General features: G+C 60.9%; 24 protein-coding genes and 1 tRNA gene. 23 read left to right on the top strand and 2 right to left on the bottom strand.

The genetic code is table 11. The annotated features are described in order from the left end of the window. Nucleotides 1–19 precede the first annotated feature (19 nt). From AFE_RS14920 to AFE_RS14845, 16 genes are all read left to right on the top strand, one after another. Nucleotides 20–457: a hypothetical protein gene (locus tag AFE_RS14920; RefSeq protein WP_012537681.1), complete on the top strand. Its 438-nt coding sequence runs from the start codon at nucleotides 20–22 to the stop codon at nucleotides 455–457. Nucleotides 458–480: 23 nt separating this feature from the next. After that, nucleotides 481–1,308, top strand: coding sequence for an inositol monophosphatase family protein (locus AFE_RS14915; protein ID WP_012537680.1), 828 nt, complete (start codon nucleotides 481–483; stop codon nucleotides 1,306–1,308). A gap of 58 nt (nucleotides 1,309–1,366) precedes the next feature. Next, complete coding sequence (gene glpX / locus AFE_RS14910) at nucleotides 1,367–2,311, top strand: class II fructose-bisphosphatase (RefSeq protein ID WP_012537679.1); 945 nt, start codon at nucleotides 1,367–1,369, stop codon at nucleotides 2,309–2,311. Between the two features lie 25 nt (nucleotides 2,312–2,336). Continuing rightward, nucleotides 2,337–4,334, top strand: coding sequence for a transketolase (tkt, locus tag AFE_RS14905; RefSeq protein ID WP_012537678.1), 1,998 nt, complete (start codon nucleotides 2,337–2,339; stop codon nucleotides 4,332–4,334). Between the two features lie 34 nt (nucleotides 4,335–4,368). Continuing rightward, nucleotides 4,369–5,385: a type I glyceraldehyde-3-phosphate dehydrogenase gene (gene gap, locus AFE_RS14900; protein ID WP_009567621.1), complete on the top strand. Its 1,017-nt coding sequence runs from the start codon at nucleotides 4,369–4,371 to the stop codon at nucleotides 5,383–5,385. A gap of 14 nt (nucleotides 5,386–5,399) precedes the next feature. Continuing rightward, a complete protein-coding gene (locus tag AFE_RS14895) occupies nucleotides 5,400–6,605 on the top strand; it encodes a phosphoglycerate kinase (protein WP_012537677.1) in 1,206 nt (401 codons plus the stop codon). Continuing rightward, complete coding sequence (pyk, locus tag AFE_RS14890; protein WP_012537676.1) at nucleotides 6,602–8,041, top strand: pyruvate kinase; 1,440 nt, start codon at nucleotides 6,602–6,604, stop codon at nucleotides 8,039–8,041. Before AFE_RS14895 ends, pyk begins: the two co-directional genes overlap by 4 nt. 107 nt (nucleotides 8,042–8,148) lie before the next feature. Next, the gene (gene fba / locus AFE_RS14885) at nucleotides 8,149–9,219 is read left to right on the top strand and encodes a class II fructose-bisphosphate aldolase (protein ID WP_009561009.1); all 1,071 of its coding nucleotides are present in this window, start codon (nucleotides 8,149–8,151) and stop codon (nucleotides 9,217–9,219) included. Nucleotides 9,220–9,283: 64 nt separating this feature from the next. Beyond that, nucleotides 9,284–9,946: a ribulose-phosphate 3-epimerase gene (gene rpe, locus AFE_RS14880; RefSeq protein WP_012537675.1), complete on the top strand. Its 663-nt coding sequence runs from the start codon at nucleotides 9,284–9,286 to the stop codon at nucleotides 9,944–9,946. A 3-nt stretch (nucleotides 9,947–9,949) separates the two neighbouring features. Further along, complete coding sequence (locus AFE_RS14875; protein WP_009561007.1) at nucleotides 9,950–10,633, top strand: phosphoglycolate phosphatase; 684 nt, start codon at nucleotides 9,950–9,952, stop codon at nucleotides 10,631–10,633. Nucleotides 10,634–10,743: 110 nt separating this feature from the next. Continuing rightward, complete coding sequence (gene trpE / locus AFE_RS14870; protein ID WP_012537674.1) at nucleotides 10,744–12,261, top strand: anthranilate synthase component I; 1,518 nt, start codon at nucleotides 10,744–10,746, stop codon at nucleotides 12,259–12,261. Continuing rightward, entirely contained in the window at nucleotides 12,245–12,817 is a 573-nt protein-coding gene (locus AFE_RS14865) for an anthranilate synthase component II (RefSeq protein ID WP_009567142.1), read from the top strand. The genes trpE and AFE_RS14865 overlap by 17 nt, the downstream gene beginning before the upstream one ends. Then, entirely contained in the window at nucleotides 12,814–13,830 is a 1,017-nt protein-coding gene (gene trpD / locus AFE_RS14860) for an anthranilate phosphoribosyltransferase (protein WP_012537673.1), read from the top strand. The genes AFE_RS14865 and trpD overlap by 4 nt, the downstream gene beginning before the upstream one ends. Before the next feature lie 3 nt (nucleotides 13,831–13,833). Next, nucleotides 13,834–14,625, top strand: a complete 792-nt coding sequence (gene trpC, locus AFE_RS14855) for an indole-3-glycerol phosphate synthase TrpC (protein ID WP_009567143.1) — start codon at nucleotides 13,834–13,836, stop codon at nucleotides 14,623–14,625. 70 nt (nucleotides 14,626–14,695) lie between these two features. Beyond that, entirely contained in the window at nucleotides 14,696–15,121 is a 426-nt protein-coding gene (locus tag AFE_RS14850) for an OsmC family protein (RefSeq protein ID WP_009567144.1), read from the top strand. A 10-nt stretch (nucleotides 15,122–15,131) separates the two neighbouring features. Next, a complete protein-coding gene (locus AFE_RS14845; RefSeq protein ID WP_012537672.1) occupies nucleotides 15,132–15,620 on the top strand; it encodes an RrF2 family transcriptional regulator in 489 nt (162 codons plus the stop codon). A 4-nt stretch (nucleotides 15,621–15,624) separates the two neighbouring features. On the opposite strand, the gene coq7 is transcribed toward AFE_RS14845, so the two are convergent. Next, a complete protein-coding gene (gene coq7, locus AFE_RS14840) occupies nucleotides 15,625–16,251 on the bottom strand; it encodes a 2-polyprenyl-3-methyl-6-methoxy-1,4-benzoquinone monooxygenase (RefSeq protein ID WP_009567146.1) in 627 nt (208 codons plus the stop codon). A gap of 72 nt (nucleotides 16,252–16,323) precedes the next feature. Between coq7 and AFE_RS14835 the strand changes: the two genes are divergently transcribed. The 7 genes from AFE_RS14835 to AFE_RS14805 all read left to right on the top strand — a co-directional run bounded on the left by AFE_RS14835 (nucleotide 16,324) and on the right by AFE_RS14805 (nucleotide 20,520). After that, on the top strand, nucleotides 16,324–16,641 hold the full coding sequence (locus tag AFE_RS14835; protein WP_009567147.1) for a (2Fe-2S) ferredoxin domain-containing protein: 318 nt from the start codon (nucleotides 16,324–16,326) through the stop codon (nucleotides 16,639–16,641). Continuing rightward, entirely contained in the window at nucleotides 16,641–17,369 is a 729-nt protein-coding gene (locus AFE_RS14830; RefSeq protein WP_009567148.1) for an alpha/beta hydrolase, read from the top strand. The genes AFE_RS14835 and AFE_RS14830 overlap by 1 nt, the downstream gene beginning before the upstream one ends. Continuing rightward, complete coding sequence (locus AFE_RS14825; RefSeq protein WP_012537671.1) at nucleotides 17,350–18,279, top strand: ATP-binding cassette domain-containing protein; 930 nt, start codon at nucleotides 17,350–17,352, stop codon at nucleotides 18,277–18,279. Before AFE_RS14830 ends, AFE_RS14825 begins: the two co-directional genes overlap by 20 nt. Continuing rightward, the gene (locus AFE_RS14820) at nucleotides 18,279–19,055 is read left to right on the top strand and encodes an ABC transporter permease (RefSeq protein ID WP_012537670.1); all 777 of its coding nucleotides are present in this window, start codon (nucleotides 18,279–18,281) and stop codon (nucleotides 19,053–19,055) included. Before AFE_RS14825 ends, AFE_RS14820 begins: the two co-directional genes overlap by 1 nt. A 94-nt stretch (nucleotides 19,056–19,149) precedes the next feature. Continuing rightward, complete coding sequence (locus AFE_RS14815; protein WP_012537669.1) at nucleotides 19,150–19,740, top strand: hypothetical protein; 591 nt, start codon at nucleotides 19,150–19,152, stop codon at nucleotides 19,738–19,740. 286 nt (nucleotides 19,741–20,026) lie between these two features. Next, nucleotides 20,027–20,103 (top strand) — tRNA-Met (locus AFE_RS14810). 201 nt (nucleotides 20,104–20,304) lie between these two features. Then, nucleotides 20,305–20,520, top strand: coding sequence for a phage integrase (locus AFE_RS14805; protein ID WP_009561902.1), 216 nt, complete (start codon nucleotides 20,305–20,307; stop codon nucleotides 20,518–20,520). A 146-nt stretch (nucleotides 20,521–20,666) separates the two neighbouring features. On the opposite strand, the gene AFE_RS14800 is transcribed toward AFE_RS14805, so the two are convergent. Further along, the gene (locus tag AFE_RS14800) at nucleotides 20,667–23,462 is read right to left on the bottom strand and encodes a bifunctional YncE family protein/alkaline phosphatase family protein (RefSeq protein ID WP_012537668.1); all 2,796 of its coding nucleotides are present in this window, start codon (nucleotides 23,460–23,462) and stop codon (nucleotides 20,667–20,669) included. Between the last annotated feature and the right edge of the window lie 18 nt (nucleotides 23,463–23,480).

The following is a 23,480-nucleotide window of genomic DNA, read 5'->3' as shown; positions in this document are numbered from 1 at the left end:
GCGCTGGCGCAGGTGGCGCATGATCAAAGACTCCGATTGCCGTCGCCCACCGGTCTGGCAGACGCGACCCGGGCTGGTCCCGGCCTGGATATATAATCAGGCCCTCATTCTGCAGCACGCCGCTACCGGCCCCGTTTTCATTCCCCTGCGTTACGTCTCGGTCATGGCAATCCTGCTGGAACGCGAGTGGGTGTTCTGTGACTACATCGGCGGCCGTGTTGCCGTCAGCGTCTGGCATCACTTCGACCACCAGTCCAGGGAAAACCTGCACGACGGTGTGACCTGCCAGATGGATCTTTTCAGCCCGGCAGGGGAGGAAATCCTGCGTCGCCTGCCCATGGAGTTTCATCAGGCCCTGAATAACGCCATCAAAAAGTCCGCAGAAAAAAGACACCATCCTGCCCGGGTGATCGCGCTGGATATCCTACCCCGCCGGGACCCGGGGCCTGATATCTAAGATAGATTACGGGAGGCACGACCATGATACCGGAAATCGACCAGCAATGGGTCGGCAAACTGCTGCGCACCAGTGCCGAACGCTTCGTTCTGCCCCGTTTCCACGCCGTCAGCGCCAGCCGCAAACCCGATGGCAGTATCGTCACCAGCGCCGATATCGATAGCCAGAATTTTTTGCAGGACATGCTCACGGCCCGTTATCCCGACATTCCCCTGCTGGGAGAAGAAATGAGTGCAACGGAACAAACCCGCCTGCTGCACGAGGCCGACGCCCTTTGGTGCCTGGATCCGCTGGATGGCAGCAGCAATTTTGCCGCCGGCGTCCCGATCTTCGGTATCTCCCTGGCGCTACTGCAAGGTGGGCACTCGGTGCTCGGATGGGTGTACGACCCGGTGCGCGCCGAGCTCTTCTCCGCAGCAAAGGGGAGCGGCGCACGGGTGGACGGCGTTCGCATGGCGGTTCGACAGGCACCGGCGCTCGGGCAATGCGTCGGCGTCGTAGACTACAAAAGGCTCGATCGCGCTCTCGCCCTGCGCCTGATCGACGAACGGCCCTTCCACAGCCAACGCAACTTCGGCGCTTCCGTCCTCGAATGGTGCTGGCTCGCTGCCGGACGTTATCATTTTTACCTGCACGGCGCGCAACAGCTCTGGGATCGCGCCGCAGGCGCCCTGATACTGCATGAGGCGGGCGGCAGGGCCACGCAATTCAACGGCGGCAGCCTCAGCGAAAACGATCTGCAAACGCGCTCCGTGCTCGCCACCCTCGATCCGCGGTTGCACCAGAGTTGGTCACGGTGGCTGGAAGCGGTCGGTGAAACGCCTGCTGAGTTCCCAAAGGCAGCCCTTTGATTTATGCTAAAACAATTCATCTCTCTCAACGAACCCGTCACTGAAGGAAAAGAATCGCATGGCCTCCATAGGTAATCTCGCACTGTCCCTGCTTCCCGTCACTGAATCCGCGGCCCGTGCCGCGAGCGGCTGGATCGGCCGCGGTGAAAAAGAACTCGGCGACGGTGCCGCGGTGGACGCCATGCGCATCGCCATTGCCCAGGTTCCCATGCGTGGGGTGGTGGTCATCGGCGAGGGCGAAAAGGACGAAGCGCCCATGCTCTACAATGGTGAGGTGGTGGGCTCGGGTGCTGGTCCAGAGGTAGAGATTGCCGTTGACCCGGTCGAAGGAACCACCTTTCTGGCCCAGGGTATGCCCGGCTCCATCTGTGTGCTGGCCGCGGCTCCCAAAGGCAGCATGTTCCAGCCCGGTCCAGCCTTCTATATGGACAAGCTGATCGTCCCGGCCCCGGCCCGCGGCAAAATCGATCCCGCTGCACCCATGAAGGATAAGCTCCACGACCTGGCTCGCGCCGTCGGCAAGGACGTCCGTGAATTGCGCATCTTCCTGCTCAAGAAGCCGCGTCACGAGGCTATGATCCGCGAAATTCAGGCCGCTGGCGCCACCGTGCGCCTACAGACAGACGGCGACGTCAGCGGTGGCATCATGGCCGCCCTCGGCACCAAGGTGGACGCCATGATGGGCATCGGTGGCACTCCGGAAGGCGTCATTTCCGCCTGCGCCGCCCGCGCCATGGGCGCCGACATGTTTGGATGCCTCGCGCCGCAGAAACCTGGCGAAGCAGAAGCCATTGCCGCCGCCGGCCTCAAGGCCGGGCAGTGGCTGGGGCGTGATGAACTGGTGTCCAGCGATGACGTGCTCTTCGTAGCCACCGGCTTGACTTCCGGCGACATCCTCGATGGCGTAACCCGCTCTCACTACTTTGTGGAAAGTGAGAGCCTGGTTATTTCTGGTCACGACGGCATTCTGCGCCGGGTCCGTACCCACCAGCGCATCGACTGATTTCTATATTATTAAGGAGTATGTTATGACTGTGACCCGTACTGATCTGGCGAACGCCATCCGCGTTCTCACCATGGACGCCGTGGAAAAGGCAAAATCCGGCCATCCCGGCATGCCCATGGGCATGGCGGACATCGCCGAAGTGCTGTGGAACGACTTTCTGGTCCACAACCCCGCCAATACCCATTGGGCCAACCGCGACCGCTTCATTCTGTCCAATGGACACGGCTCCCTCCTGCAGTACGCGCTCCTCCATCTCACCGGCTACGATGTCTCCATGGAAGACCTCAAAAACTTCCGTCAGTGGCACAGCAAGACCCCCGGTCATCCGGAGTACCGCGACACTCCAGGCATTGAAACCACCACTGGCCCCCTGGGTCAGGGCCTTGCCAACGGTGTCGGAATGGCGCTGGCGGAGCGTATGCTGGCCAGTCACTTCAACCGCCCCGATCATGAAATCATCCATCACTACACGTATGTATTCCTCGGTGACGGCTGCCTCATGGAAGGCATTTCTCATGAGGCCTGTTCCCTGGCGGGCGTCTGGGGGCTGGGCAAGCTCATCTGTTTCTACGATGACAACAACATCTCCATTGACGGTCATGTGGGTGACTGGTTCGCCGACAACACCCCGGCGCGTTTCGAGGCTTACGGCTGGCATGTGATCCGTCACGTCGACGGACATGACCCCGAAGCCATCAAAATGGCCATCGTGGACGCCCGCAAGCAGACCGACAAGCCCACCCTGATCTGCTGCAAAACCGTCATCGGCCACGGCTCCCCCAACAAGGCCGGCAGCCATGACTGTCATGGCGCGCCTCTGGGTGCCGAAGAAGTCTGCCTGACCCGGGAAAACCTGGGCTGGTCCGCGGAGCCGTTCCAGATCCCCGAGGCCGTCTACCGCGCCTATGATGCCCGGGCCAAAGGAGAGGCCGCGGAGGCCGACTGGAAGGCCCGTTTCGCCAAATACCGGGAACTCTATCCCGAAGAGGCGGCGGAGCTCGAGCGGCGCCTGGCCGGCACCCCCGCCAGCGATTTCGATGCGGCGGTGGCGGTGCTCATCGCCGATTTCCGTAAGACGGCGCCCAAAATCGCTACCCGCGTGGCATCCGGTCAGTGCATTCAGGCCCTTGCACCGAAGTTGCCCGAATTTATCGGTGGTTCCGCCGACCTGACGCCTTCCAACAACACGCGCTGGAAGGAAGCCATCGACATCGGCCCCCATCGCCTGATGGGCAACTACATCCACTACGGCGTGCGGGAATTCGGCATGTCCGCCATCATGAACGGCGTCGCTCTCTACGGCGGTTTCCTGCCCTTCGGCGGCACCTTCCTGATTTTCTCCGACTACAGCCGCAATGCGATCCGGATGTCGGCGCTGATGGGTATTCGCGTGATCTATGTGATGACCCATGACTCCATCGGTCTCGGCGAAGACGGCCCCACTCACCAGCCCATCGAGCAGGTCAACAGCCTGCGTCTGATCCCCAACCTCCATGTCTGGCGCCCGGCGGATGCCGTGGAAACCGCCATCGCCTGGGAATCCTCGGTCAAACTGGAGCGGACGCCGTCCCTGCTGGCCCTCAGCCGGCAGAACCTCCCGGCGCTGCCCCACACCGACGAGACCGTGGCCAATGCCCGGCGCGGCGGCTATGTGCTCAAGGAGGCCGCAAACGGCAAGGCCGAGGGTATCCTGATCGCCACCGGCTCCGAAGTGGAGCTGGCGCTGGCGGCCCAGGCCAAACTGGCGGAGCAGGGACATCACGTGCGCGTGGTTTCCATGCCGTGCATGAATATCTTTGCGGCGCAGGACGCGGCGTATCAGGAACGTGTCCTGCCAAGCAGCATCACCAAGCGTGTGGCCATCGAAGCGGGCACCACGGGGCTCTGGTACCGGTATGTGGGTCTGCACGGCGCGGTCATCGGCATCGACCACTTTGGCGCCTCGGCCCCGGCCCCGGTCCTGTTCGAGAAGTTCGGCTTTACGGCGGATAACGTCGTCGCGCACTTCCAGGCACTGTAAATCATTCATTCTAAAACGTTGAGGAGTTCACATTATGGCACTGCGTATTGGTATTAACGGCTATGGGCGTATCGGACGGAACATCCTGCGGGCCGTCTATGAGGCGGACCGCACCGCCGAAGTTCAGATTGTCGCGGTCAATGACCTGGGCAGCCCCGAAACCAACGCCCACCTGACACAGTATGATTCCGTGCATGGCAGATTTCCTTTCCCGGTGAACGTTGACGACGGCGACATGCTGATCGGCGACGACCGGGTCAAGGTGCTTGCCGAACGCGATCCTTCCAAGCTGCCCTGGGGCGATCTGGGCGTGGACGTGGTGCTGGAGTGCACCGGCTTCTTTGCCTCCCGCGAAAAGGCGGCCCTGCACCTCAAGGGCGGCGCCAAGAAAGTGCTGATCTCCGCACCGGCAAAAGATGCGGTCGACCTCACCGTCGTCTACGGCGTCAACCACCAGTTGCTCGACCCCGCCAAGCACCACATCGTCTCCAACGGCTCCTGCACCACCAACTGCCTCGCACCCCTGGCCAAGACCCTTAATGATCTCGCCGGCATCGAGGCGGGGACCATGAACACCATCCACTCCATGACCAATGATCAGCGCATCATCGATGTCTATCACGAAGACCTGCGCCGTGCCCGCGCTGCCGGCATGAGCATGATCCCCACCAGCACTGGTGCCGCCAAGGCCATCGGCCTGGTACTGCCGGAGCTGGCAGGCAAGCTGGACGGCTTCGCTATCCGCGTGCCCACGCATAACGTCTCCCTCGTTGACCTCACCTGTATCGTCAACAAGGAGGTCTCCGTCGATGAAATCCACGCCGCCATGAAAGCAGCCAGCCAAGGCGCGCTCAAGGGTGTCTACGGCTACAACGACAAGCCTCTGGTCTCCATCGACTTCAACCACAATCCGCACTCCTCCACCTATGAGTCCTCACTGACCAAGGTCAAGGGCAAGCTGGTCAAGGTCTGCTCCTGGTACGACAACGAGTGGGGTTTCTCCAATCGTATGGTGGATACCGCCCTCGCCATGATGGGTCAGGCCCGCTGAGGAGGAATCTGACCATGAATGTCCTGCGTATGATGGATGTGCCATTAAAGGGCAAACGGGTGCTGATTCGTGAGGACCTCAACGTCCCCATGAATGATGCGGGGGCTATCACCGATGACACCCGCATCCGCGCCAGCCTGCCCACCATTCGCGCCGCGCTGGCCAGCGGCGCACGGGTGATGCTGATGTCCCATCTGGGGCGTCCCAAGGAAGGCGTTTTCGACGAAAAGGCCAGCCTCGCTCCGGTCGCCGCCCACCTCAGCCAGTTGCTGGGCCGCGATGTGCCGTTGGTACGGGACTGGCTGGATGCCGGTAAGGATCGCCTTGCGCAGCTTCAGGATGGCGATGTCGTCGTGCTGGAAAACGTGCGTTTCAATACTGGCGAAAGCAAGGACGACGAGGCGCTGTCCAAAAAGATGGCTGCCCTCTGTGACGTGTTTGTGATGGACGCCTTCGGTACCGCCCATCGCGCCCAGGCCAGCACCCACGGGGTCGGCAAGTTCGCTCCCGTCGCCTGCGCCGGTCCGCTGCTGGTCAATGAGCTGGACGCGCTGGGCAAGGCCCTGCAGAACCCCCGGCGTCCTCTGGTCGCCATTGTCGCCGGGTCCAAGGTGTCCACCAAGCTGACCATCCTGAAGTCCCTGGCAGACAAGGTGGATCAACTGGTGGTGGGTGGTGGCATCGCCAACACCTTCATCCTCGCCGCAGGTCATTCTGTCGGCAAATCCCTCTGTGAAGCGGATCTGGTGCCTGATGCCCAAGCCATCATCGCCGCAGCCAGGGCCAAGGGCGGCGATGTCCCGCTGCCCAGCGACGTGGTGGTCGCCAAGGCATTTTCCGAGACGGCCCCGGCGCGAACCTGCAGGGTGGATGATATCGCTGCCGATGACATGGTGCTCGATATCGGTCCCGACACCGCCAAAACGCTGGGCGATATCCTGCGCAAGGCGGGTACCATCGTCTGGAATGGCCCGGTGGGCGTATTTGAGTTTGACGCCTTCGCCGGCGGCACCGAGGCCATTGCTCGGGCGGTGGCGGAAAGCAGCGCCTTTTCCATTGCCGGGGGGGGGGACACCATTGCGGCGATCAACAAATTCCATATCGAAGATAAGGTCTCCTACATCAGTACGGGTGGGGGTGCCTTTCTGGAATTTCTCGAAGGCAAGACCCTGCCCGCCGTAGCCATGCTGGAAGAACGTGCACGAGGTACACACACTTGATACGCCGGACGAAGATCGTCGCAACCCTGGGTCCCGCCAGTTCTGATGTGCGGGTCATCGATCGTCTGATCGAGGCGGGTGTTGATGTCGTTCGCCTCAACTTCTCCCATGGCGCGGCAGAGGATCACGTCAAGCGTGCGGAGATGGTCCGGGAAAGGGCGCGCGCTCACGGCCGGGCTGTCGGGGTGCTGGCCGATCTGCAGGGACCCAAAATCCGCATCGGCAAATTTGCCGAAGGCAAGATCCATATCCGGGAAGGCGAGCCTTTTATTCTCGATGCCACGTGCGCCATTGGCGATCAGACGCGGGTTGGCGTGACCTACCCGCAACTGGTCAATGATGTGGATCGGGGGGCAACCCTGCTGCTCAATGACGGCATGATCGTGCTCTGGGTGGAAAAGGTGCAGGGCCCCGAAATTCACACCCGGGTGGTGCAGGGTGGTGAACTCTCCAACAGCAAGGGCATCAACCGGGCGGGTGGTGGCCTGACGGCGCCGGCGCTGACAGATAAGGACCGGGCGGATATCATCACCGCGGCGCGCCTCGAGGCCGACTATCTGGCGGTCTCTTTTCCGCGCAGCGCCGCCGATATGGAAGAAGCGCGTCGTCTCTTCCGCGAAGCGGGTGGTCACGGCGCCCTGGTTGCCAAAATCGAGCGGGCCGAGGCGGTAGAGGCCATCGAAGAGATTCTGGCGGTGTCCGAGGCCGTCATGGTGGCGCGGGGCGATCTCGGCGTTGAGATCGGCGATGCGGCGGTGCCTCCGGTGCAGAAGCGGATTATCGCCTTGGCGCAGAAGTACAACTGTCTGACGATCACGGCGACGCAGATGATGGAGTCCATGATTCACCAGCCGATTCCTACCCGCGCCGAAGTTTCCGATGTGGCCAATGCGGTCCTCGACGGTACGGATGCGGTGATGCTGTCCGCCGAAACGGCGAGCGGAGCCTTTCCGGTAGAGGCGGTCGCCGCCATGGACCGTACCTGTCGCGAAGCCGAGCGCCAGGCGCCGCTCACCGGTACCGTGCAGATCATCGACCGGCCGCTGGAACGCATGGACGAAACCATCGCGGCGGCAGCGATTCTGGCCACCATGCGCGCGCCCATCGTGGCCATCGCGGCTTTTACCGAGAGCGGTTCCACGGCCCTGTGGCTGTCCCGTGCCAATCCCCGGGTGCCCATCTACGCGCTGACTCCCCAGGTCTATACCCGGCGCAAGGTGACTTTGTATCGCGGTGTCCACCCGGTCAATTTCCCCCAGAGTCGCCATGATGACCCCCTGCAGGTGATGCATGCGGCCGAGGATGAACTGCGGCGGCGCGGCGTCGTTCGCGACGGAGATTTGATCCTCATCACCATCGGTGAGCCCATGGGCGCTCCGGGTGGCACCAATACCCTCAAGCTGGTGCGGGTCGGCGATGTCACGCACCGCGCCTGAGTCTGGCCAATCCCGACCGTTCCGGGGCCCGGCTTGCGGTTTGGGGGGCTCCTCTATACGATTGCTCAAGACCCAATCCATTTTTATTCACATTTAGGAGAAGTGTTATGGCCCTGGTTTCATTGCGTCAGTTGTTGGATCATGCCGCAGAACACAGCTACGGCATCCCCGCCTTTAACGTCAACAACCTGGAGCAGGTGCGCGCGATCATGGAAGCGGCAGCTGCCGCCGACGCGCCGGTCATCCTTCAGGCGTCTGCCGGCGCCCGCAAGTATGCCGGCGAACCCTTTCTGCGCCATCTGATTCTGGCCGCCATCGAAGAGTATCCCGACATCCCCGTCGTCCTGCATCAGGATCACGGCGCGAGCCCGGCGGTTTGCATCCAGGCCATCCGCTCCGGCTTCTCCAGCGTGATGATGGACGGTTCTCTGCTGGAGGACGCCAAGACCCCCGCCAGCTATGATTACAACGCCACTGTGACCGGCAGGGTCGTGGAGATGTCCCACGCCGTCGGTGTGACCGTCGAGGGCGAACTGGGCTGCCTCGGCTCCCTGGAAACCGGCATGGCGGGCGAAGAGGACGGTGTCGGTGCCGAGGGCTGTCTGAGCCATGACCAGATGCTGACCGATCCCGAAGAAGCGGCCCGATTCGTGAAAGCCACCAAAGTGGACGCCCTGGCGATCGCCATCGGCACCAGCCACGGCGCTTACAAGTTCACCCGGCCGCCGACCGGCAAGGTCCTGCGTATCGACCGGATCAAGGAAATTCACGCCCGCATCCCGGATACCCATCTGGTCATGCATGGCTCCAGCTCGGTGCCGCAGGACTGGCTGAAGATCATCCACGAATTCGGTGGCGACATCGGCGAAACCTACGGTGTGCCGGTAGAGGAAATTCAGGAAGGCATCAAGTACGGCGTGCGCAAGGTCAATATCGATACCGATCTGCGTCTGGCGGCAACCGGCGCGGTGCGTCAGAGTCTGGCCAAAAATCCCAAGAACTTTGATCCTCGCAAGTTCCTGACCGCCTCCCTCGATGCCATGCGCGATATCTGCCGTCAGCGTTATGAGGCCTTCGGTAGCGCCGGGCAGGCCAGCAAGATCAAGGCCATCCCGCTGGATACCATGTTCAGGCGTTACAGCAAGGGTGAACTCGACCCCCGCGTCACCGGCGTCTAAATAACGCTACCTACCGGTCGACTGGCGAGGGCGCATGGCGCTCTCGCCCTGTTTTGGAGGCAAAATGACCCAGTTCAAGATTTCCCCCTCCATCCTTTCGGCGGATTTTGCCCGTCTGGGTGAGGAAGTGCGCGCCGTCGATGAGGCGGGTGCCGACTATATCCATATCGACGTCATGGACAACCATTTCGTCCCCAATCTGACCATCGGACCGCTGGTGGCGGCCGCCATCAAGCCCCACACCCAAAAGCCGCTGGATGTCCACCTCATGATCTCACCGGTGGACAGCATCATTCCCGATTTCGCCAAGGCCGGCGCCGATATCATTACCGTGCATCCCGAAGCGACGATCCATCTGGACCGTACTATTCAGTTGATCCACAGCCTGGGCTGTAAGGCTGGCGTTTCCCTCAATCCTTCCACGCCCCTCGATGTGCTGGACTATGTCCTGGAGAGTCTTGACCTGGTGCTGGTGATGAGCGTCAACCCCGGTTTCGGCGGGCAGAGCTTTATCGAGTACACCCTGCGCAAGATCGAGGCGATCCGCAAGCGCATCGAGGCGACCGGCAAGGCTATCGAACTGGAAGTGGATGGTGGCGTCAAGGTGGACAATGTGCGGCGGGTCGCCGATGCCGGCGCCGATGTCTTCGTGGCGGGCAGCGCCATCTATAACACCCCCGACTACGCCGCGACCATTGCCGCTTTCCGCAAAGCCCTGGCGGGCTGAATCATGGCAACGCTGAATGCCGGCACGCGGTTTACCGCGCGCGTCGTCCTGCTCGATCTGGATGGCACGCTGGTAGATACCGCGCCGGACCTGGCTGGCGCGGCCAACCATGTGCTGCAAAAACTCGGGCGTGCGCCCGCCGAAATGCCGGTCATTCGTGGCTTCATCGGTAACGGTGTCCGTGAACTGATGCGTCGCGCGCTGGCGATCCACAGCGATCCCAGCGAAGTGGAACTGGATGCGGCCATGGTCGATTTCAGCAAGTACTACGGAGAGCATCTGCTGGATCATAGCGTGATCTACCCGGGCGTGCGCAGAACGCTGGAGACCTTGCAGGCTCAGGGCCGGGAACTGGTATGTATCACCAACAAGACCGCCGCCTTCACCGTGCCGCTGCTCCAGCGACTGGACCTCTACGATTTTTTCGGCCTGATCTTGTCGGGCGACAGCCTGCCACGGAAAAAGCCCGACCCGTTACCCCTGACCCATACGGCTGAACACTTTCATCAGCCGGTGGAGAACTGCCTGCTGGTCGGCGATTCACGTAACGACGCTGAGGCGGCGCGGGCGGCGGGTATGCCCGTTGCCTGCGTGACCTACGGTTATAACGGCGATGAGCCCGTCCATTGCCTGGAGCCCGATGCGGTGCTGGACAACATGAGCGAATTATTGGATATTCTGGCGTAGCGTTGCGAGGGGTCAGAAGCACCATGCGGAAAACACTGCGGTGGGAGAGACGATGGCGTTGCTGCTGAAAGGCAGTGACTTCCTTATCTATCGCTCTAACGAGGTGATCCGTGATTCCAAAAGCAACCTTTGAGGCTTTGGCGCGCCAGGGCTACAACCGTATACCCCTTTCCCGTGAGGTCATCGCCGACCTCGATACTCCCTTGTCGGCCTATCTCAAGCTGGTCGATGGTCCCTATGCCTACCTGCTGGAGTCTGTGCAGGGCGGCGAGAAATGGGGCCGTTATTCCATCATCGGTCTTCCGGCACAGCAGATATTGCGAGTCACCCAGGGTGTTGTCACTGTTCATGTGGATGGCGTCGAGACCGAGCGAGCGACCCCGGCGGACCCCCTGGAATGGATCAGCGTCTTCCGCAGACGCTTCCGTGTGGCACCACTGGAAAATGCCGATGAGCGCTTCAGCGGTGGCTTGGTGGGCTATTTCGGCTACGACATCGTCCGCAGCATCGAACCCCGCCTCGCCCGCAGCACGCCCTTGCCCGACCCGCTGGGGTTGCCGGAAATACAATTGCTGGTGGCCGACGAACTGCTGATCTTCGATAACCTGCGCGGGACCCTCCGCCTGCTGGTGCATGCCGACCCCGCCCAACCCGAAGCCTGGGAGCGTGGCGCCGCCCGCCTGCGGGAGCTCCAGCAGCGGCTGCGCGAGTCGGTACCGCCATCCTCACCGCCGGTGAGCACCCGACACGTCCGCGAGGAAGATTTCACCGCCAGCTTCAGTCGTGAGGGGTATATGGCGGCGGTGCGCACCATCAAGGCATATATCGGCGCTGGCGACGTCATGCAGGTGGTGCCCTCCCAACGCCTGTCCACTCCGCTGACCGCGCACCCGCTGGATCTCTATCGCGCCCTGCGTGGCATCAACCCTTCTCCCTACATGTTTTATGTGGACCTGGGTGATACCCATCTGGTGGGCTCCTCGCCGGAGATACTGGTGCGCGTCGAAGAGGATCAGGTCACGGTGCGCCCCATCGCCGGCACCCGTCCGCGCGGCAAGACTCCCGCCGAAGATGAGGCGCTGGAGCAGGAGCTTCTCGCCGACCCCAAGGAGCGCGCCGAACACCTCATGCTCATCGACCTGGCGCGCAACGATGTGGGGCGTATCGCCGACACCGGTTCGGTGCGGTTGACCGATTCGTTCGGTATCGAACGCTACTCCCATGTCATGCACATCGTCTCGCAGGTAACAGGACGATTGCGCCCGGAACTGGACGCCATGGATGCTTTGCGAGCGACCTTTCCGGCCGGGACGGTTTCCGGTGCGCCCAAGATTCGCGCCATGGAAATCATCCGCGAGGTGGAGCCGGTAGCGCGCGGCGTCTATGCCGGAGCGGTGGGCTACTGGGGCTGGAATGGCAATATGGACACCTGCATCGCCATTCGCACCGCGGTCATCAAGGATGGCATGCTGCATATCCAGGCGGGCGGCGGCATTGTCGCCGACTCGGAACCCGCGGCGGAGTGGGAAGAAACCATGAACAAACGCCGTGCCATGTTCCGCGCCGTAGCACTGGCCGAAAACGGCCTCGACCCCGAAGGGAGGGCAGATCATGCTGCTCATGATTGATAACTACGACAGCTTCACCTACAACCTGGTGCAATACTTCGGCGAACTGGGGGCGGAAGTGCGGGTCGAGCGCAATGATTCCATCGACGTGGCGGCTATCGAACAACTGGCTCCCAGCCGCATCTGCATTTCGCCCGGCCCCTGTACGCCCAACGAAGCGGGCATTTCTCTGGAGGTCATTCGTCATTTCGCCGGAAAAATCCCGCTGCTCGGCGTTTGTCTCGGGCATCAGGCCATCGGTCAGGCTTTCGGCGGCAAAGTCGTCCGTGCCGACAAAGTGATGCATGGCAAGACCTCACCCATTTTCCATGACGGCAAAGGACTCTTCCGCGACTTACCCGACCCTTTTGCCGCCACCCGTTATCACTCCCTGATCGTCGAGCGCGCCTCTCTGCCGGATACGCTGGAGGTGACGGCCTGGACCGCGGCAGGAGAAATCATGGGCTTGCGCCACCGTACCCTGGATGTGGAGGGCGTGCAGTTTCACCCCGAGTCCATTCTCAGCGAACATGGCAAGACCTTGCTGCAACACTTTCTGCAAGGGGGCGCGCGATGATCGTCCGGGACATACTGGAGCAAATCGTGGCGGGGCAGGACTTGTCGCGCAAAGAGACGGAAACGGTCTTCGCCGCTATCATGGCCGGAGCATGGACTCCCGCGCAGATCGGTGCTCTGCTCATGGGACTCCGCATGAAGGGGCAGCGGGTCGAGGAACTGGTGGGCGCCACCCAGGCTTTGCGCGCCTGTATGACGCGGGTAGAAGTCTCTACCGATCACCTGCTGGATACCTGCGGTACCGGCGGTGACGCACTGAGCACCTTCAACATATCGACGGTGTCTGCGGTGGTGGCGGCGGCCGGCGGGGCGCGGGTGGCCAAACACGGCAACCGTTCCATGGTCAGCCGCAGCGGCAGCGCTGACGTGCTGGAAGCCGCGGGTCTGCGCATGGACATGAGCCCCGCAGAAGTCGCCGACAGTATCGAGCGCATCGGTATCGGTTTTCTATTCGCGCCGGCGCACCATGGCGCCATGCGTTATGCCGTTGGTCCGCGCAAGGAGCTCGCCATCCGTTCGTTGTTCAACCTCATGGGACCACTGAGCAACCCGGCGGGGGCGCCGCATCAGGTACTCGGCGTTTATGCCGAGCGCTGGCTGATTCCCATGGCCGAAGCCGCCCGGGAACTGGGATCACGCCATGTGCTGGTGGTACATGGGCACGATGGCCTGGATGAGATCAGCCTGTCCGGGCCATCAGACATAGCGGAGTTAAAGGACGGGATGATCAGTCGCAGCCGGATTCAGCCGGAGGACTTCGGGCTGTCATCAGCACCGCTGGCGACCCTGCAAATCGACAGCGTGGCGGCCGCTCTGGCGGCGGCGGAAGAAGTATTGCAGAATCGCCCCGGCCCGCGTCGTGACGTAGTTCTGCTCAATGCCGGGGCCGCCCTCTATGCGGCGGACGTGGTCCCCGATATGGCGGTGGGCGTGGTGGTCGCCCGGGCTGTGCTCAAATCCGGCGCCGCCTGGGATAAGTGGCAGGCTTTGTTGGGCAGGACTTCACAGGGATAAGACATGACCGACATACTTCAGGAAATCATTGCCCATAAGCGGGAGGAGCTGGTGGAGCGCCAAACCCGTCTGGGCCTTGCGGAGCTGCAGGCGGCAGTGGCCCTGACGGCACCGCCGCGCAACTTCGTCGGCGCCGTTCGCGCCAGAATGGCCCAGGGACAGCCCGCAGTGATCGCCGAAATCAAAAAGGCATCGCCGTCGGCGGGGGTAATCCGCGAAGACTTCAATCCGGTGACCATTGCCCAAGACTACGCCGCCCATGGCGCAGCCTGCCTGTCGGTTCTGACCGATGAACACTATTTTCAGGGCGCCGACCTCTATCTCGCCGCCGCCCGTGAGGCCTGCCCACTGCCCGTGCTACGCAAGGATTTCTGCATCGATCCCTATCAGGTCTGGGAAGCACGGGCCATTGGGGCCGACGCCATCCTGCTCATCGTTGCGGCCCTGAGCGATGCCGAGCTGCAGAGTCTGGAGGCAACGGCGCAGAGCCTGGATCTGGCGGTGCTGGTGGAGGTGCATGATGCAGCCGAGTTACAGCGCGCACTAAAATTGCGTACCCCACTGATCGGCATCAATAACCGGGATCTGCGGCGTTTTGTCACCGAAATTGAAACCACGCTGAAACTGCTCCCCGAGATTCCCCGAGAGCGGATCGTCGTCACCGAAAGCGGCATCCGCAGCCGGGAGGAGGTGGCCACCCTGCGCGCCGCGGGAGTCGGTGCCTTTCTCGTGGGCGAGGCATTTATGCGCACCGCCCAGCCGGGAGACGCCCTGCAACACCTGTTTTTTGACTAAACGCAGTTTACACGGCTAGTTGATTGTCATTAAATGGGAATCGGTAGTTTCCGGGAATAGGGAGCAAAGAGTGGAAGCACGCGTACAATGGATGGGTCCCGGGCAGATGAGCTTCGTCGCCGATGCCGACAGCGGTCACGCCCTGGTCATGGATGGCGCCGCCGAGATCGGCGGACGTAATCTCGGCCCGCGCCCCATGGAGCTCCTGCTGATGGGCCTGGGCGGATGCTCCAGTATCGATGTGGTGATGATTCTTCAGAAGTCCAGGCAGGATATCCGCAGCTGTGTGGTGGAGCTGGCGGCCCAGCGGGCGGAGCAGGACCCGAAGGTGTTCACCGGGATTCATCTGCATTTTGTGGTATCCGGCAAGGCGCTCGATCCCAAGCGGGTAAGTCACGCCATCGGCCTATCCGCAGAAAAATATTGCTCGGCCAGCATCATGTTGGGTAAAACTGCGGCGATCACCCATGACTATGAGATTCGAGAAGAATGCTGAGGATGCCTCCATGCTACTGAGTAAAACCAGCGAATACGCCTTACAGGCCCTGATCTACCTCGCGGCACAGCCATCCGGGGAGCCGGTGCTGAGTCGGGACATATCCGATTATCTACACGTCCCCGCCCAGTATCTGGCGAAGATCCTGCAGGATCTGGCCAAGCGCGGGGTGCTCGATTCCTTCAAGGGCCGCGGCGGCGGCTTTGTCCTGCGCCCCGGAGCAGGACAGATGAACATCCTCGACATCATCGAGATCGTGGAAGGACAGCCGTTTGGTCAGGGCTGCGTACTCGGCCTCAAGGCCTGCGCGGATGAAACCGCCTGCCCCGTGCATACCCAGTGGAAGCCGCTCAAGGCGGAGGTAATCGACCTGCTCGGCAGGCAGACCATCGCCAGCATGGCCGAGGCCGTAATGGCCGGTCGTTATCGCATCCACTTGGCGGGTGGGGCCCAACTGCATATCCGCCCGGCGCCGACATCCGGCAATGGTTTTTCCTGAGCCATCAGATCCATAGCGCCCCCCGCGTCAGAACCTTCGAAAAAACCCCCATCGCCAGGCGGATGGGCATGGGGAGTTTTTCCGCGCCCATTTCTTCCGCTTTTGCAGCATGCCCGACTTCGTCATCGCGCATCTGCGCCACGATGGCGCGACTGCGGCCATCGTCGGCAGAGAGTTCATCCAGATGGCTGTTGAGATGTTCTTCCACCTGGTTTTCTACCGCAACGACCAGGCCAAGATTGCTGGCGCGGCCACGCCGGGCGGCGAGAAAACCCATGCTCCAGCCCGCACCGTACCAGAGCGGAGCAAGCAAGCTCGGGCGGCTGTCCAACTCCCGCAGGCGGGCTTCACACCAGCGCAGATGGTCTTCTTCCTCGGTGCGCGCTCGCTGCAGTTGCACCTGTAATTCAGGGTCATCGGTGCCGGTTGCCTGGCCGGTATAGAGTGCCTGCGCCATGATCTCGCCCGCGTGGTTTACCCGCATCATGCGTCCGGCCCGTTGTCGCTCCCAGGGGCGCAGGAGGGTATCGGGAATATCCCTGGCCGGATAGGGTCGATCACTGCCCACCTGCTGTCCGGTCAGGGTACGCAAGGCGTTATCGATATTGGCAATGACTTGATCGCTGAACATGACACCTCCGCACGCTGTCAGTAAGGATTAATTAGGGTATGATGTCCTTCTATGGATAGAGGGTCAACGCTTATGGATGGTGCTTTTTATCAACGGCATCTGTTCGTTTGCCTGAATCAGCGCGAGAACGGCGAGCGCGCCTGCAATAACAGCGGCATCGCCGAAGAGGTGTTTCATGCGGCGAAGCAGCACGCCAAAGCGCTCGGCATTCACGGTGAAAAACAGGTGCGCGTCAACCGCTGCGGCTGTCTGGGGCGCTGTGATGAGGGCCCGATTGCCGTAGTCTACCCGGATGCCGTCTGGTACACCTACGTGGATGCCGACGATATTCGCGAGATCGTCGAGTCTCACCTGCGCGACGGCGTACCCGTCGAACGGTTGCGGATCTGATGCTGCCCATCGATCGAAGTCATCTCTATGATGGTGGTGAACTCGCTAGCCCGGAATGTGTGGGCGAGCGGGTCATCATTCCGGGTCCCGCGGGTGATCTGGAGGGTGTCACAGCTTGCCCCGACAAAGAGACACGCGGTGCGGTGGCGGTCATTCTCCATCCGCACCCCCTTTACGGCGGTACCTTGAACAACAAGGTCGTGTATTATCTCAGCAAAACCTGCAATCAGCTGGGCGTCCCGTCGTTGCGCTTCAATTTTCGCGGGGTGGGCGGGAGTACGGGCGTCTATGATGATGGCCGTGGTGAAACCGAGGATTGCCTGGCGGTGCTCGACTGGGTGCAGGAGCGCCGCCCCGGCTTCGATATCTGGCTCGCCGGATTTTCCTTCGGAGCGTATGTGGCCTACCGCAGCGTGCACCGCCATCCACGTATCAGCCGTCTTCTGACCGTCGCCCCGCCCGTCAATCTCTTTGATTTCACGGTGCTGCCAGCACCTTCCTGCCCGTGGACCCTGATTCAGGGCGAACTGGACGAACTGGTACCCGCCACGAGCGTAGAAAACTGGGTTGATACACTGCCCGTCCGGCCCAGGCAAATTTTGCTTCCCGCAGACCACTTCTTTCATGGTCAGCTCAATGCGCTGCAAGGGGCACTGTTGGCGTCCCTCAGTGAAGAAGTAAGCGAGATGGGAGTCAGCAGCCCCTGTCGTGAATCCAGCTTTTCTTGAACTACGGGCGCTGCATAAGCGTTATGGCGGGCGCGAGGTGCTGCGCGGGGTAGACCTCGCCGTCGCCGCCGGGGAATGCTTCGCCCTGGTCGGCCCCAACGGGGCGGGTAAAAGCACTACGGTACGGGCGATCCAGGGGCTGACGCCAACCGATGGCGGAGAGGTTCGTATCGATGGCCGGACGCTCGCAGAAATGGGACGCACGGCGCGGACGGGCATGGGGGTGGTGCCCCAGACGGATAACCTGGACCCCGATTTTACCGTACAGGAAAACCTCTGGACCTACGGCCGCTACTTCGGCCTGCCGAAAGCGCTGATCCGCCAGCGCAGCGCCGAGTTACTGGAGTTCATGGCCCTCAGCGGCTACGCCACTCAGCCGATTCATGCCCTGTCCGGTGGTATGCAGCGCCGCCTGACCATCGCCCGCGCTCTGATCAACGCCCCCAAGTTGTTGCTGCTGGACGAGCCCACCACGGGACTCGACCCTCAGGCCCGTCATCTCATCTGGCAGCGTCTGCGCGAATTGCGGCGACAGGGCACCACCCTGTTGCTGACCACGCATTATATGGACGAAGCGGAACGTCTGGCGGATCGGGTCGGGATCATCGATCATGGCCGGATTCTGGCGGAAGACAGTCCACGTGGCTTGATCGCCACCCATATCCCCGGGGGTGTCGTCGAATTGCGCCGGGTGGATGGTGATCTGCCGGACCCGCAGGATCTGCATCGCCAGTGGGTGAGCTTCAGTGAGCGCGTGGGCGACACCCTGATTTGCTACGGGACGAATCTGACCCCGCTGCTGACGCACTTTGGCGATGATCCGGCCTATCGCTGGATACAGCGTCCCGCCAGCCTGGAGGATGTGTTCCTGCGCCTGACGGGACGCGATCTGCGGGAGGAAACCGAATAATGCCGATACGTGACGCCTTGCCGGGGGCCGGGGCGCTGGCCGTACTGCAGCGCAACTTCGGTGTCTGGCGCAAGTTGCTGGTGCCGAGCCTGCTCGGCAACTTCGGTGACCCGCTCCTTTATCTGCTGGCGCTGGGTTACGGCCTGGGGCACTTCGTCGGGCAGATGGACGGAATGCCCTATATCACCTTCATCGCCTCGGGCATCGTCGCCAGCAGCGTGATGAACACCGCCAGCTTCGAGGGTCTGTACTCGGCCTTTACCCGGATGAGCGCCCAGCACACCTACGCAGCGATGCTGGCTACCCCCTTGCGGGTCAGCGACATCCTCGCCGGTGAGGTGGCCTGGTGCGCCGTCAAAGGGCTGATCAGTGCCGTGGCCATCATCATCGTCGCCAGTCTTTTTGACGCCATACAGGGCCCCTGGGTGATCCTGACGCTGCCGGTCATTTTGCTCGCGGGGCTGAGCTTCGGCGGGGTGGCGCTGGTCATCACGGCACTGGCACGCAGTTATGATTTTTTCATGTATTATTTCACTCTGGCGGTGACGCCGATGTTTCTCTTCTGCGGCGTTTTCTACCCCCTCCAATCGCTGCCGCCCTTCGCTCAGGACATCGCAGAGGTGCTGCCGCTGACCCATGCGGTGGCCCTGCTGCGGCCGCTGCTGACCGGGCATCTGCCCCATGAGGTGCTGTACCACACGGGCGTGCTGCTGCTGTACACCCTGGTGGCCTATGTGCTTGGGTGGCGTCTGCTCAGTCGCCGGTTGCTGCGCTGACTCGCACCCGACTTCTGGATCGCATTGGAACATATTGACGGGAAAATATTTCCCCTTGATACTCACGGTCAAATAATTTGACAGAGGGGTGGGGATGGGTACAGCGGCGCTTTGGGCACTATCACTCGTCGGATTATGTATCCTGCCTGCGGGGGTAGCTGTTGCCGCTAAAGGCTCTGCACTGATGATCGCTCCTGGTCTTTGGCGAATTGTCTCGGATATTCACGGCCCCATGCAGCAGCACGCTACACTCACCCAGGAAGCCTGCTGGAATGCTCGTACCGGCAGCGCGCAAGCATTTATCCCGAATGTCGGCAAAACCAAATTCACGGAAACCGAAAATACGGTCACGAACTCGGCCAATCATACAACGGTGCTTATTCACAGTTTACAAACCATACCTAATGGGACCGTAACCCAGGACATCAAAATGATCTTCAGTGACGATCGCAGCAGGCTGCATCGCGCCACCATGACCGGTTCCGGCGACCTGAAATTTTCAGCAACACCGGTATTGGACGAGCATTTTACCCAGCGTGGGCGCTGGATCGCAGCGGACTGCCCGATCGTATTGCCACAAGCAACTATGCAGACGGTTCAGCAACCGGAAATGCCTGCCCTGCAAAAACTGCAGGCTCTGGCACAACAGTTAAAAGCCGAGGACCCTAATCCCAGCCGGAAATAAAAACTCGACAATCGCTGATTTCTCGGTGGGGGGCGTACCGAGAAATTGTGTACGGCTATAGCGTGCTCTTTTCTTTTTTCCGTCCCGGCACACTATGTCGGGGACCGCGGCATAGTGGAAGCATGAAGCCCGAAGTCTATTATAACTTCCCACTTTTTGTAGATAACGATTTGTAGAGCCCAGGCGTTGGATTCTTCGCCCTCGACATGCCAGGGAAGGTTGCGCCATTTCGGTCACATGCAACTTGACAGAAACGTCTGTAAACGTTTTAATCTGCGTCTCGCGGGGCGCTTTAGCTCAGCTGGTTAGAGCAGCGGAATCATAATCCGCGTGTCCGGGGTTCGAGTCCCTGAAGCGCCACCATACAAATCAATAAGTTACACACATAAACCTTGCGGAAAAAACCATTGGCACAGATGGGTGGCACAGTAAAACCCTTCTGGCTCGGTGGACAAAAAATCCTCGTGTCGTAGCAAAACCCCTGTAACCGTCGGATGTGTCTGCGCTTGAGTTTGGCACAGCCCCTATTTCCTTGTCTGAAATCCATCAGAACAAGACGGGTGAATGGCGACCATCAATCGCCGTGGCGAGTATTGGCGGGTGCCGATCCGCAAACTGGGCTACCCGTATCTGTCAGCCACCTTTGATACCAAGGCCGAAGCCACGGCCTGGGCACTCATGAAAGGAGCCGAGCTGGATCGACAGACCCTCGAAGAAGCCTGCCAGCGCGTAGAAGCCCGACACTTCTGTCTTGCTGATGCCCTGCGTGCTATGAAGTAGACGTGTTGCCGGACAAAAAAACCGCCACACAACGCCGTGAGTTGGTCATCATGGCCGACCAGACGGATCAAGCGTTGGACCATCCAGCCATCTTGTTCACAAGTTTCTGATAATCGATGCTCCCCGCGCGCCATCACATAATAGCGTCATTCTTTCTCACCGGCCTGATAGGCATTTACCGGCGCATCTTTTTGCGCGGAATAGGCCTTGAGGTAGGCCATGACCCGCGCGTAGGATTTGCGCCCCTTGCTCGCGATCCACTCCTGTTTCATCTGCTCTGGACCGGGAACCTTGAGCAGCGTGGTCGGCGTATAAGTGTCGGCCTTGCTCGGGGCGGGAAGACCTGCGCCGTTTGGGGTCTGATGTTCTTTGTACCAGGCCGTCTCGTTGGCGGTCAGGTAATGTCCGGTGGCGCCCGCCTCGCGGCGCAGCAACGTATAGTGATCACATTTCCCCGCATTGAAGGTGACTGGCACCTGCATGGGCAAAACCTGGGTAGGCGCGAAGTCCGGATGGTTCGTCCATATCCCCGAGAATACGCCGGCATTCTGATCCCACTGAGACATGGGCGGCAGGCCGAAGATGGCCTCGGTGGTCTTGAGGATGTTCACCTGGGAATAGAGACTGGTTTCGAGATAGCCTTTTTTCACCCAGGGTCCCATGGCCAAAGCGAAGGTCCGGTGGGCGTTGATGTGGTCGGCGCCGGACTGCGCGTCGTCTTCGGTCAAAAACACCACCATATGCCTCCACTCGGGTGTCGTGGAAAGATAATGAATGAACTTTGCCGTAGCATAGTCATTATTGGCCACATAGTAATCCGGCGTGTAGTAGCAGGATTTGCGTCCCGCAGTGTGATCATCCGGTAACCAGATATAGATGAAGTGCGGGAATTTCGAACCGGGGTGGGCCTTGAGCCAGTTTACCGCCATCTTTTCCCGATAGGTGTCGAGGATCATCCGGTCCCAGCCCGGGAAACCCGTCGCGAGATGCTGGTCCATGGCCTTGGAGATGTTGCCTGCTTGGGAACGGGAGACAAACTCCCCGAAGTCCTCGAACGATACCTGGTGGCTCAGCAGGTCGTTGAAGAGAAAGAGACGGGCCGGAAAGCTGATCCAGGGATTGGACCACTTGCCCAGTGCCGAGAGGTTCTCATAGATGGCATAGGGATTGTCGACACCCAGGGGCACCCCACCCGTACCCGTCGCCCCGCCGGGAACCAGAGATTGGGTCCAGCCGGGATTGGCCACGAGTCCGCGACCGGAGTAGTACTCCGGCCAGGTGCGTTGCACGAAATCCGAATCCGATGCCGATGTGGTCCACTGATGGCCTTGGGCGGTTACCTCACCGTCGGCCATGAAATTCACGAAGAGCGTATTGTGATGGGCGAGGTGATAGAGGTTCGGCAACTCTTGGGATCCGTAGAGATCCAGATGCGGATCGGCCCAGGCGCCTGCCGTCTGGTCATCGCCAAAATCCTCATCGAAGGTTTTGTTCTCGCGCAGGATGAAAACGACGTAGTGGATATGCTTGCGCAGGAAGGCGTCTGTTTTCACATCCTCTGTGTGACGTGTCTCCTGCTGCGCGGGAGTAAAGCCATCGTTTTGCAGGCTTTCCTGGGTCCATGCGGGAAGATGGAACATGAGATGCTGAAGGCGGACTCTTTGCACCAGACCATCCATCATGTTCCCGACCCACTGGTGCTCCACATTGGGACCAGAGCCGAGACCCTTGGCGGCGACGATGTACAGCGCATGATGCGCATGCGTGATGGCGGTGGGATACCAGCCCGTGGGGATCAGTCCCAGGTTCTTACCCGTCTGATCGTTATAGACGGCAACATCGTTGTTGCCGGCGTTGGCCACAAAGAGATTGCCCTCCGTAATGGTCAATCCGTCCGGATAACTGCCCGGCGGCGCATCGGGATAGGGGCTGTCGTTGATGAAACCCTTGACCCGCAAATCGGCGCTATCGATCTCAGCCACCCGGTCGATGTTGGCCAGCGCTACGAACACATAGGGCGAATGGGGTACCGCCGCTAGAGCGGTCGGATGCACACCCGCCTGGGTATTGTTAGGGCCTGTCGGAGGTCCGACACGAACCGTACCCAGCAGCCTCATGGTTTCGGGATCAACTACCGCTACGGCATTACCACCCCACAGGCTGACCACCAGCTTCTTTCCGCCATCGGCAAAAGTCACTGCGAAGGGATAGGGTCCAACATTGAGGTAATCGGTCTTGCCAGTTTGGAGGTTGATACGGGCCAGACTGTTGGACAGCATACCCGTCACATAGAGGTGTCTACCCCGGTGCCCAACGGCGATGGAGTCCGGATAAAAGAGTCGCGGCTTACCGATATGGTGTCCCTGGTATGTATAAGGATACTGGGCCTTGGGGAAAGGCTGCCAAGCCAGGGGATAGCGGCGTAGAAGTTTGAGGTTACCGTCCTGAACGGTGAATGCCGCGACGTCGCTGCCGCCACCCCCCGCAACGTAAATGGTGTGATCGGGTCCGACCGCCATGCCCTGAAAAAAGCTTTGATGGCCAATGACGTTGTCGCGCAGATTCGTGGCGTCCGTAGGCAGGGGGGCCTCTTTTGGGGCACCCTTTTTGTATGCGGCGATCTCAGCCACCTGTTCCAAGGTCTTCTGTTTGTAGAGCGTAATGGTCTGCGCCCGGGTCGCGCCGTTTGCCATGGCCGCCACATAATGCCCCACAGGCACGACCGCGGTCACAAAATTGGGGGCGCCGTTGACAAGACCCACGGGGCTGACGATCCGCCCCGTGGGCAACACATGGGTCACCCGGTCCTGGTTCGCCGTATGGACATGAATCGGGGCATTGATATCGCGTGTATTTGAAAGCCCCACATAGGCGAAAGTCGGCACTGAAAACATCACGGTGGAACCAACAGCAAATGCTACGATGGAATTCCATTTTTTCACGGCAGTATATCCTGATCA

This window comes from Acidithiobacillus ferrooxidans ATCC 23270 (assembly GCF_000021485.1).
Lineage (GTDB): Bacteria > Pseudomonadota > Gammaproteobacteria > Acidithiobacillales > Acidithiobacillaceae > Acidithiobacillus > Acidithiobacillus ferrooxidans.
The sequence above is the reverse complement of the archived record's forward strand: the minus strand, read 5'-3'. Positions and strand labels throughout refer to the sequence as shown.

Bases quoted from the DNA above. Each gene is read 5' to 3' on its own strand.
- gap (WP_009567621.1), top strand. From the start codon at position 4,369: ATGGCACTGCGTATTGGTATTAACGGCTATGGGCGTATCGGACGGAAC.
- AFE_RS14845 (WP_012537672.1), top strand. From the start codon at position 15,132: ATGCTACTGAGTAAAACCAGCGAATACGCCTTACAGGCCCTGATCTAC.
- rpe (WP_012537675.1), top strand. From the start codon at position 9,284: ATGACCCAGTTCAAGATTTCCCCCTCCATCCTTTCGGCGGATTTTGCC.
- AFE_RS14895 (WP_012537677.1), top strand. From the start codon at position 5,400: ATGAATGTCCTGCGTATGATGGATGTGCCATTAAAGGGCAAACGGGTG.
- coq7 (WP_009567146.1), bottom strand. From the start codon at position 16,251: ATGTTCAGCGATCAAGTCATTGCCAATATCGATAACGCCTTGCGTACC.
- AFE_RS14875 (WP_009561007.1), top strand. From the start codon at position 9,950: ATGGCAACGCTGAATGCCGGCACGCGGTTTACCGCGCGCGTCGTCCTG.
- AFE_RS14830 (WP_009567148.1), top strand. From the start codon at position 16,641: ATGCTGCCCATCGATCGAAGTCATCTCTATGATGGTGGTGAACTCGCT.
- AFE_RS14815 (WP_012537669.1), top strand. From the start codon at position 19,150: ATGGGTACAGCGGCGCTTTGGGCACTATCACTCGTCGGATTATGTATC.
- glpX (WP_012537679.1), top strand. From the start codon at position 1,367: ATGGCCTCCATAGGTAATCTCGCACTGTCCCTGCTTCCCGTCACTGAA.
- AFE_RS14920 (WP_012537681.1), top strand. From the start codon at position 20: ATGATCAAAGACTCCGATTGCCGTCGCCCACCGGTCTGGCAGACGCGA.
- fba (WP_009561009.1), top strand. From the start codon at position 8,149: ATGGCCCTGGTTTCATTGCGTCAGTTGTTGGATCATGCCGCAGAACAC.
- AFE_RS14820 (WP_012537670.1), top strand. From the start codon at position 18,279: ATGCCGATACGTGACGCCTTGCCGGGGGCCGGGGCGCTGGCCGTACTG.
- AFE_RS14915 (WP_012537680.1), top strand. From the start codon at position 481: ATGATACCGGAAATCGACCAGCAATGGGTCGGCAAACTGCTGCGCACC.
- AFE_RS14835 (WP_009567147.1), top strand. From the start codon at position 16,324: ATGGATGGTGCTTTTTATCAACGGCATCTGTTCGTTTGCCTGAATCAG.
- trpD (WP_012537673.1), top strand. From the start codon at position 12,814: ATGATCGTCCGGGACATACTGGAGCAAATCGTGGCGGGGCAGGACTTG.
- tkt (WP_012537678.1), top strand. From the start codon at position 2,337: ATGACTGTGACCCGTACTGATCTGGCGAACGCCATCCGCGTTCTCACC.
- AFE_RS14865 (WP_009567142.1), top strand. From the start codon at position 12,245: ATGCTGCTCATGATTGATAACTACGACAGCTTCACCTACAACCTGGTG.
- AFE_RS14805 (WP_009561902.1), top strand. From the start codon at position 20,305: ATGGCGACCATCAATCGCCGTGGCGAGTATTGGCGGGTGCCGATCCGC.
- trpC (WP_009567143.1), top strand. From the start codon at position 13,834: ATGACCGACATACTTCAGGAAATCATTGCCCATAAGCGGGAGGAGCTG.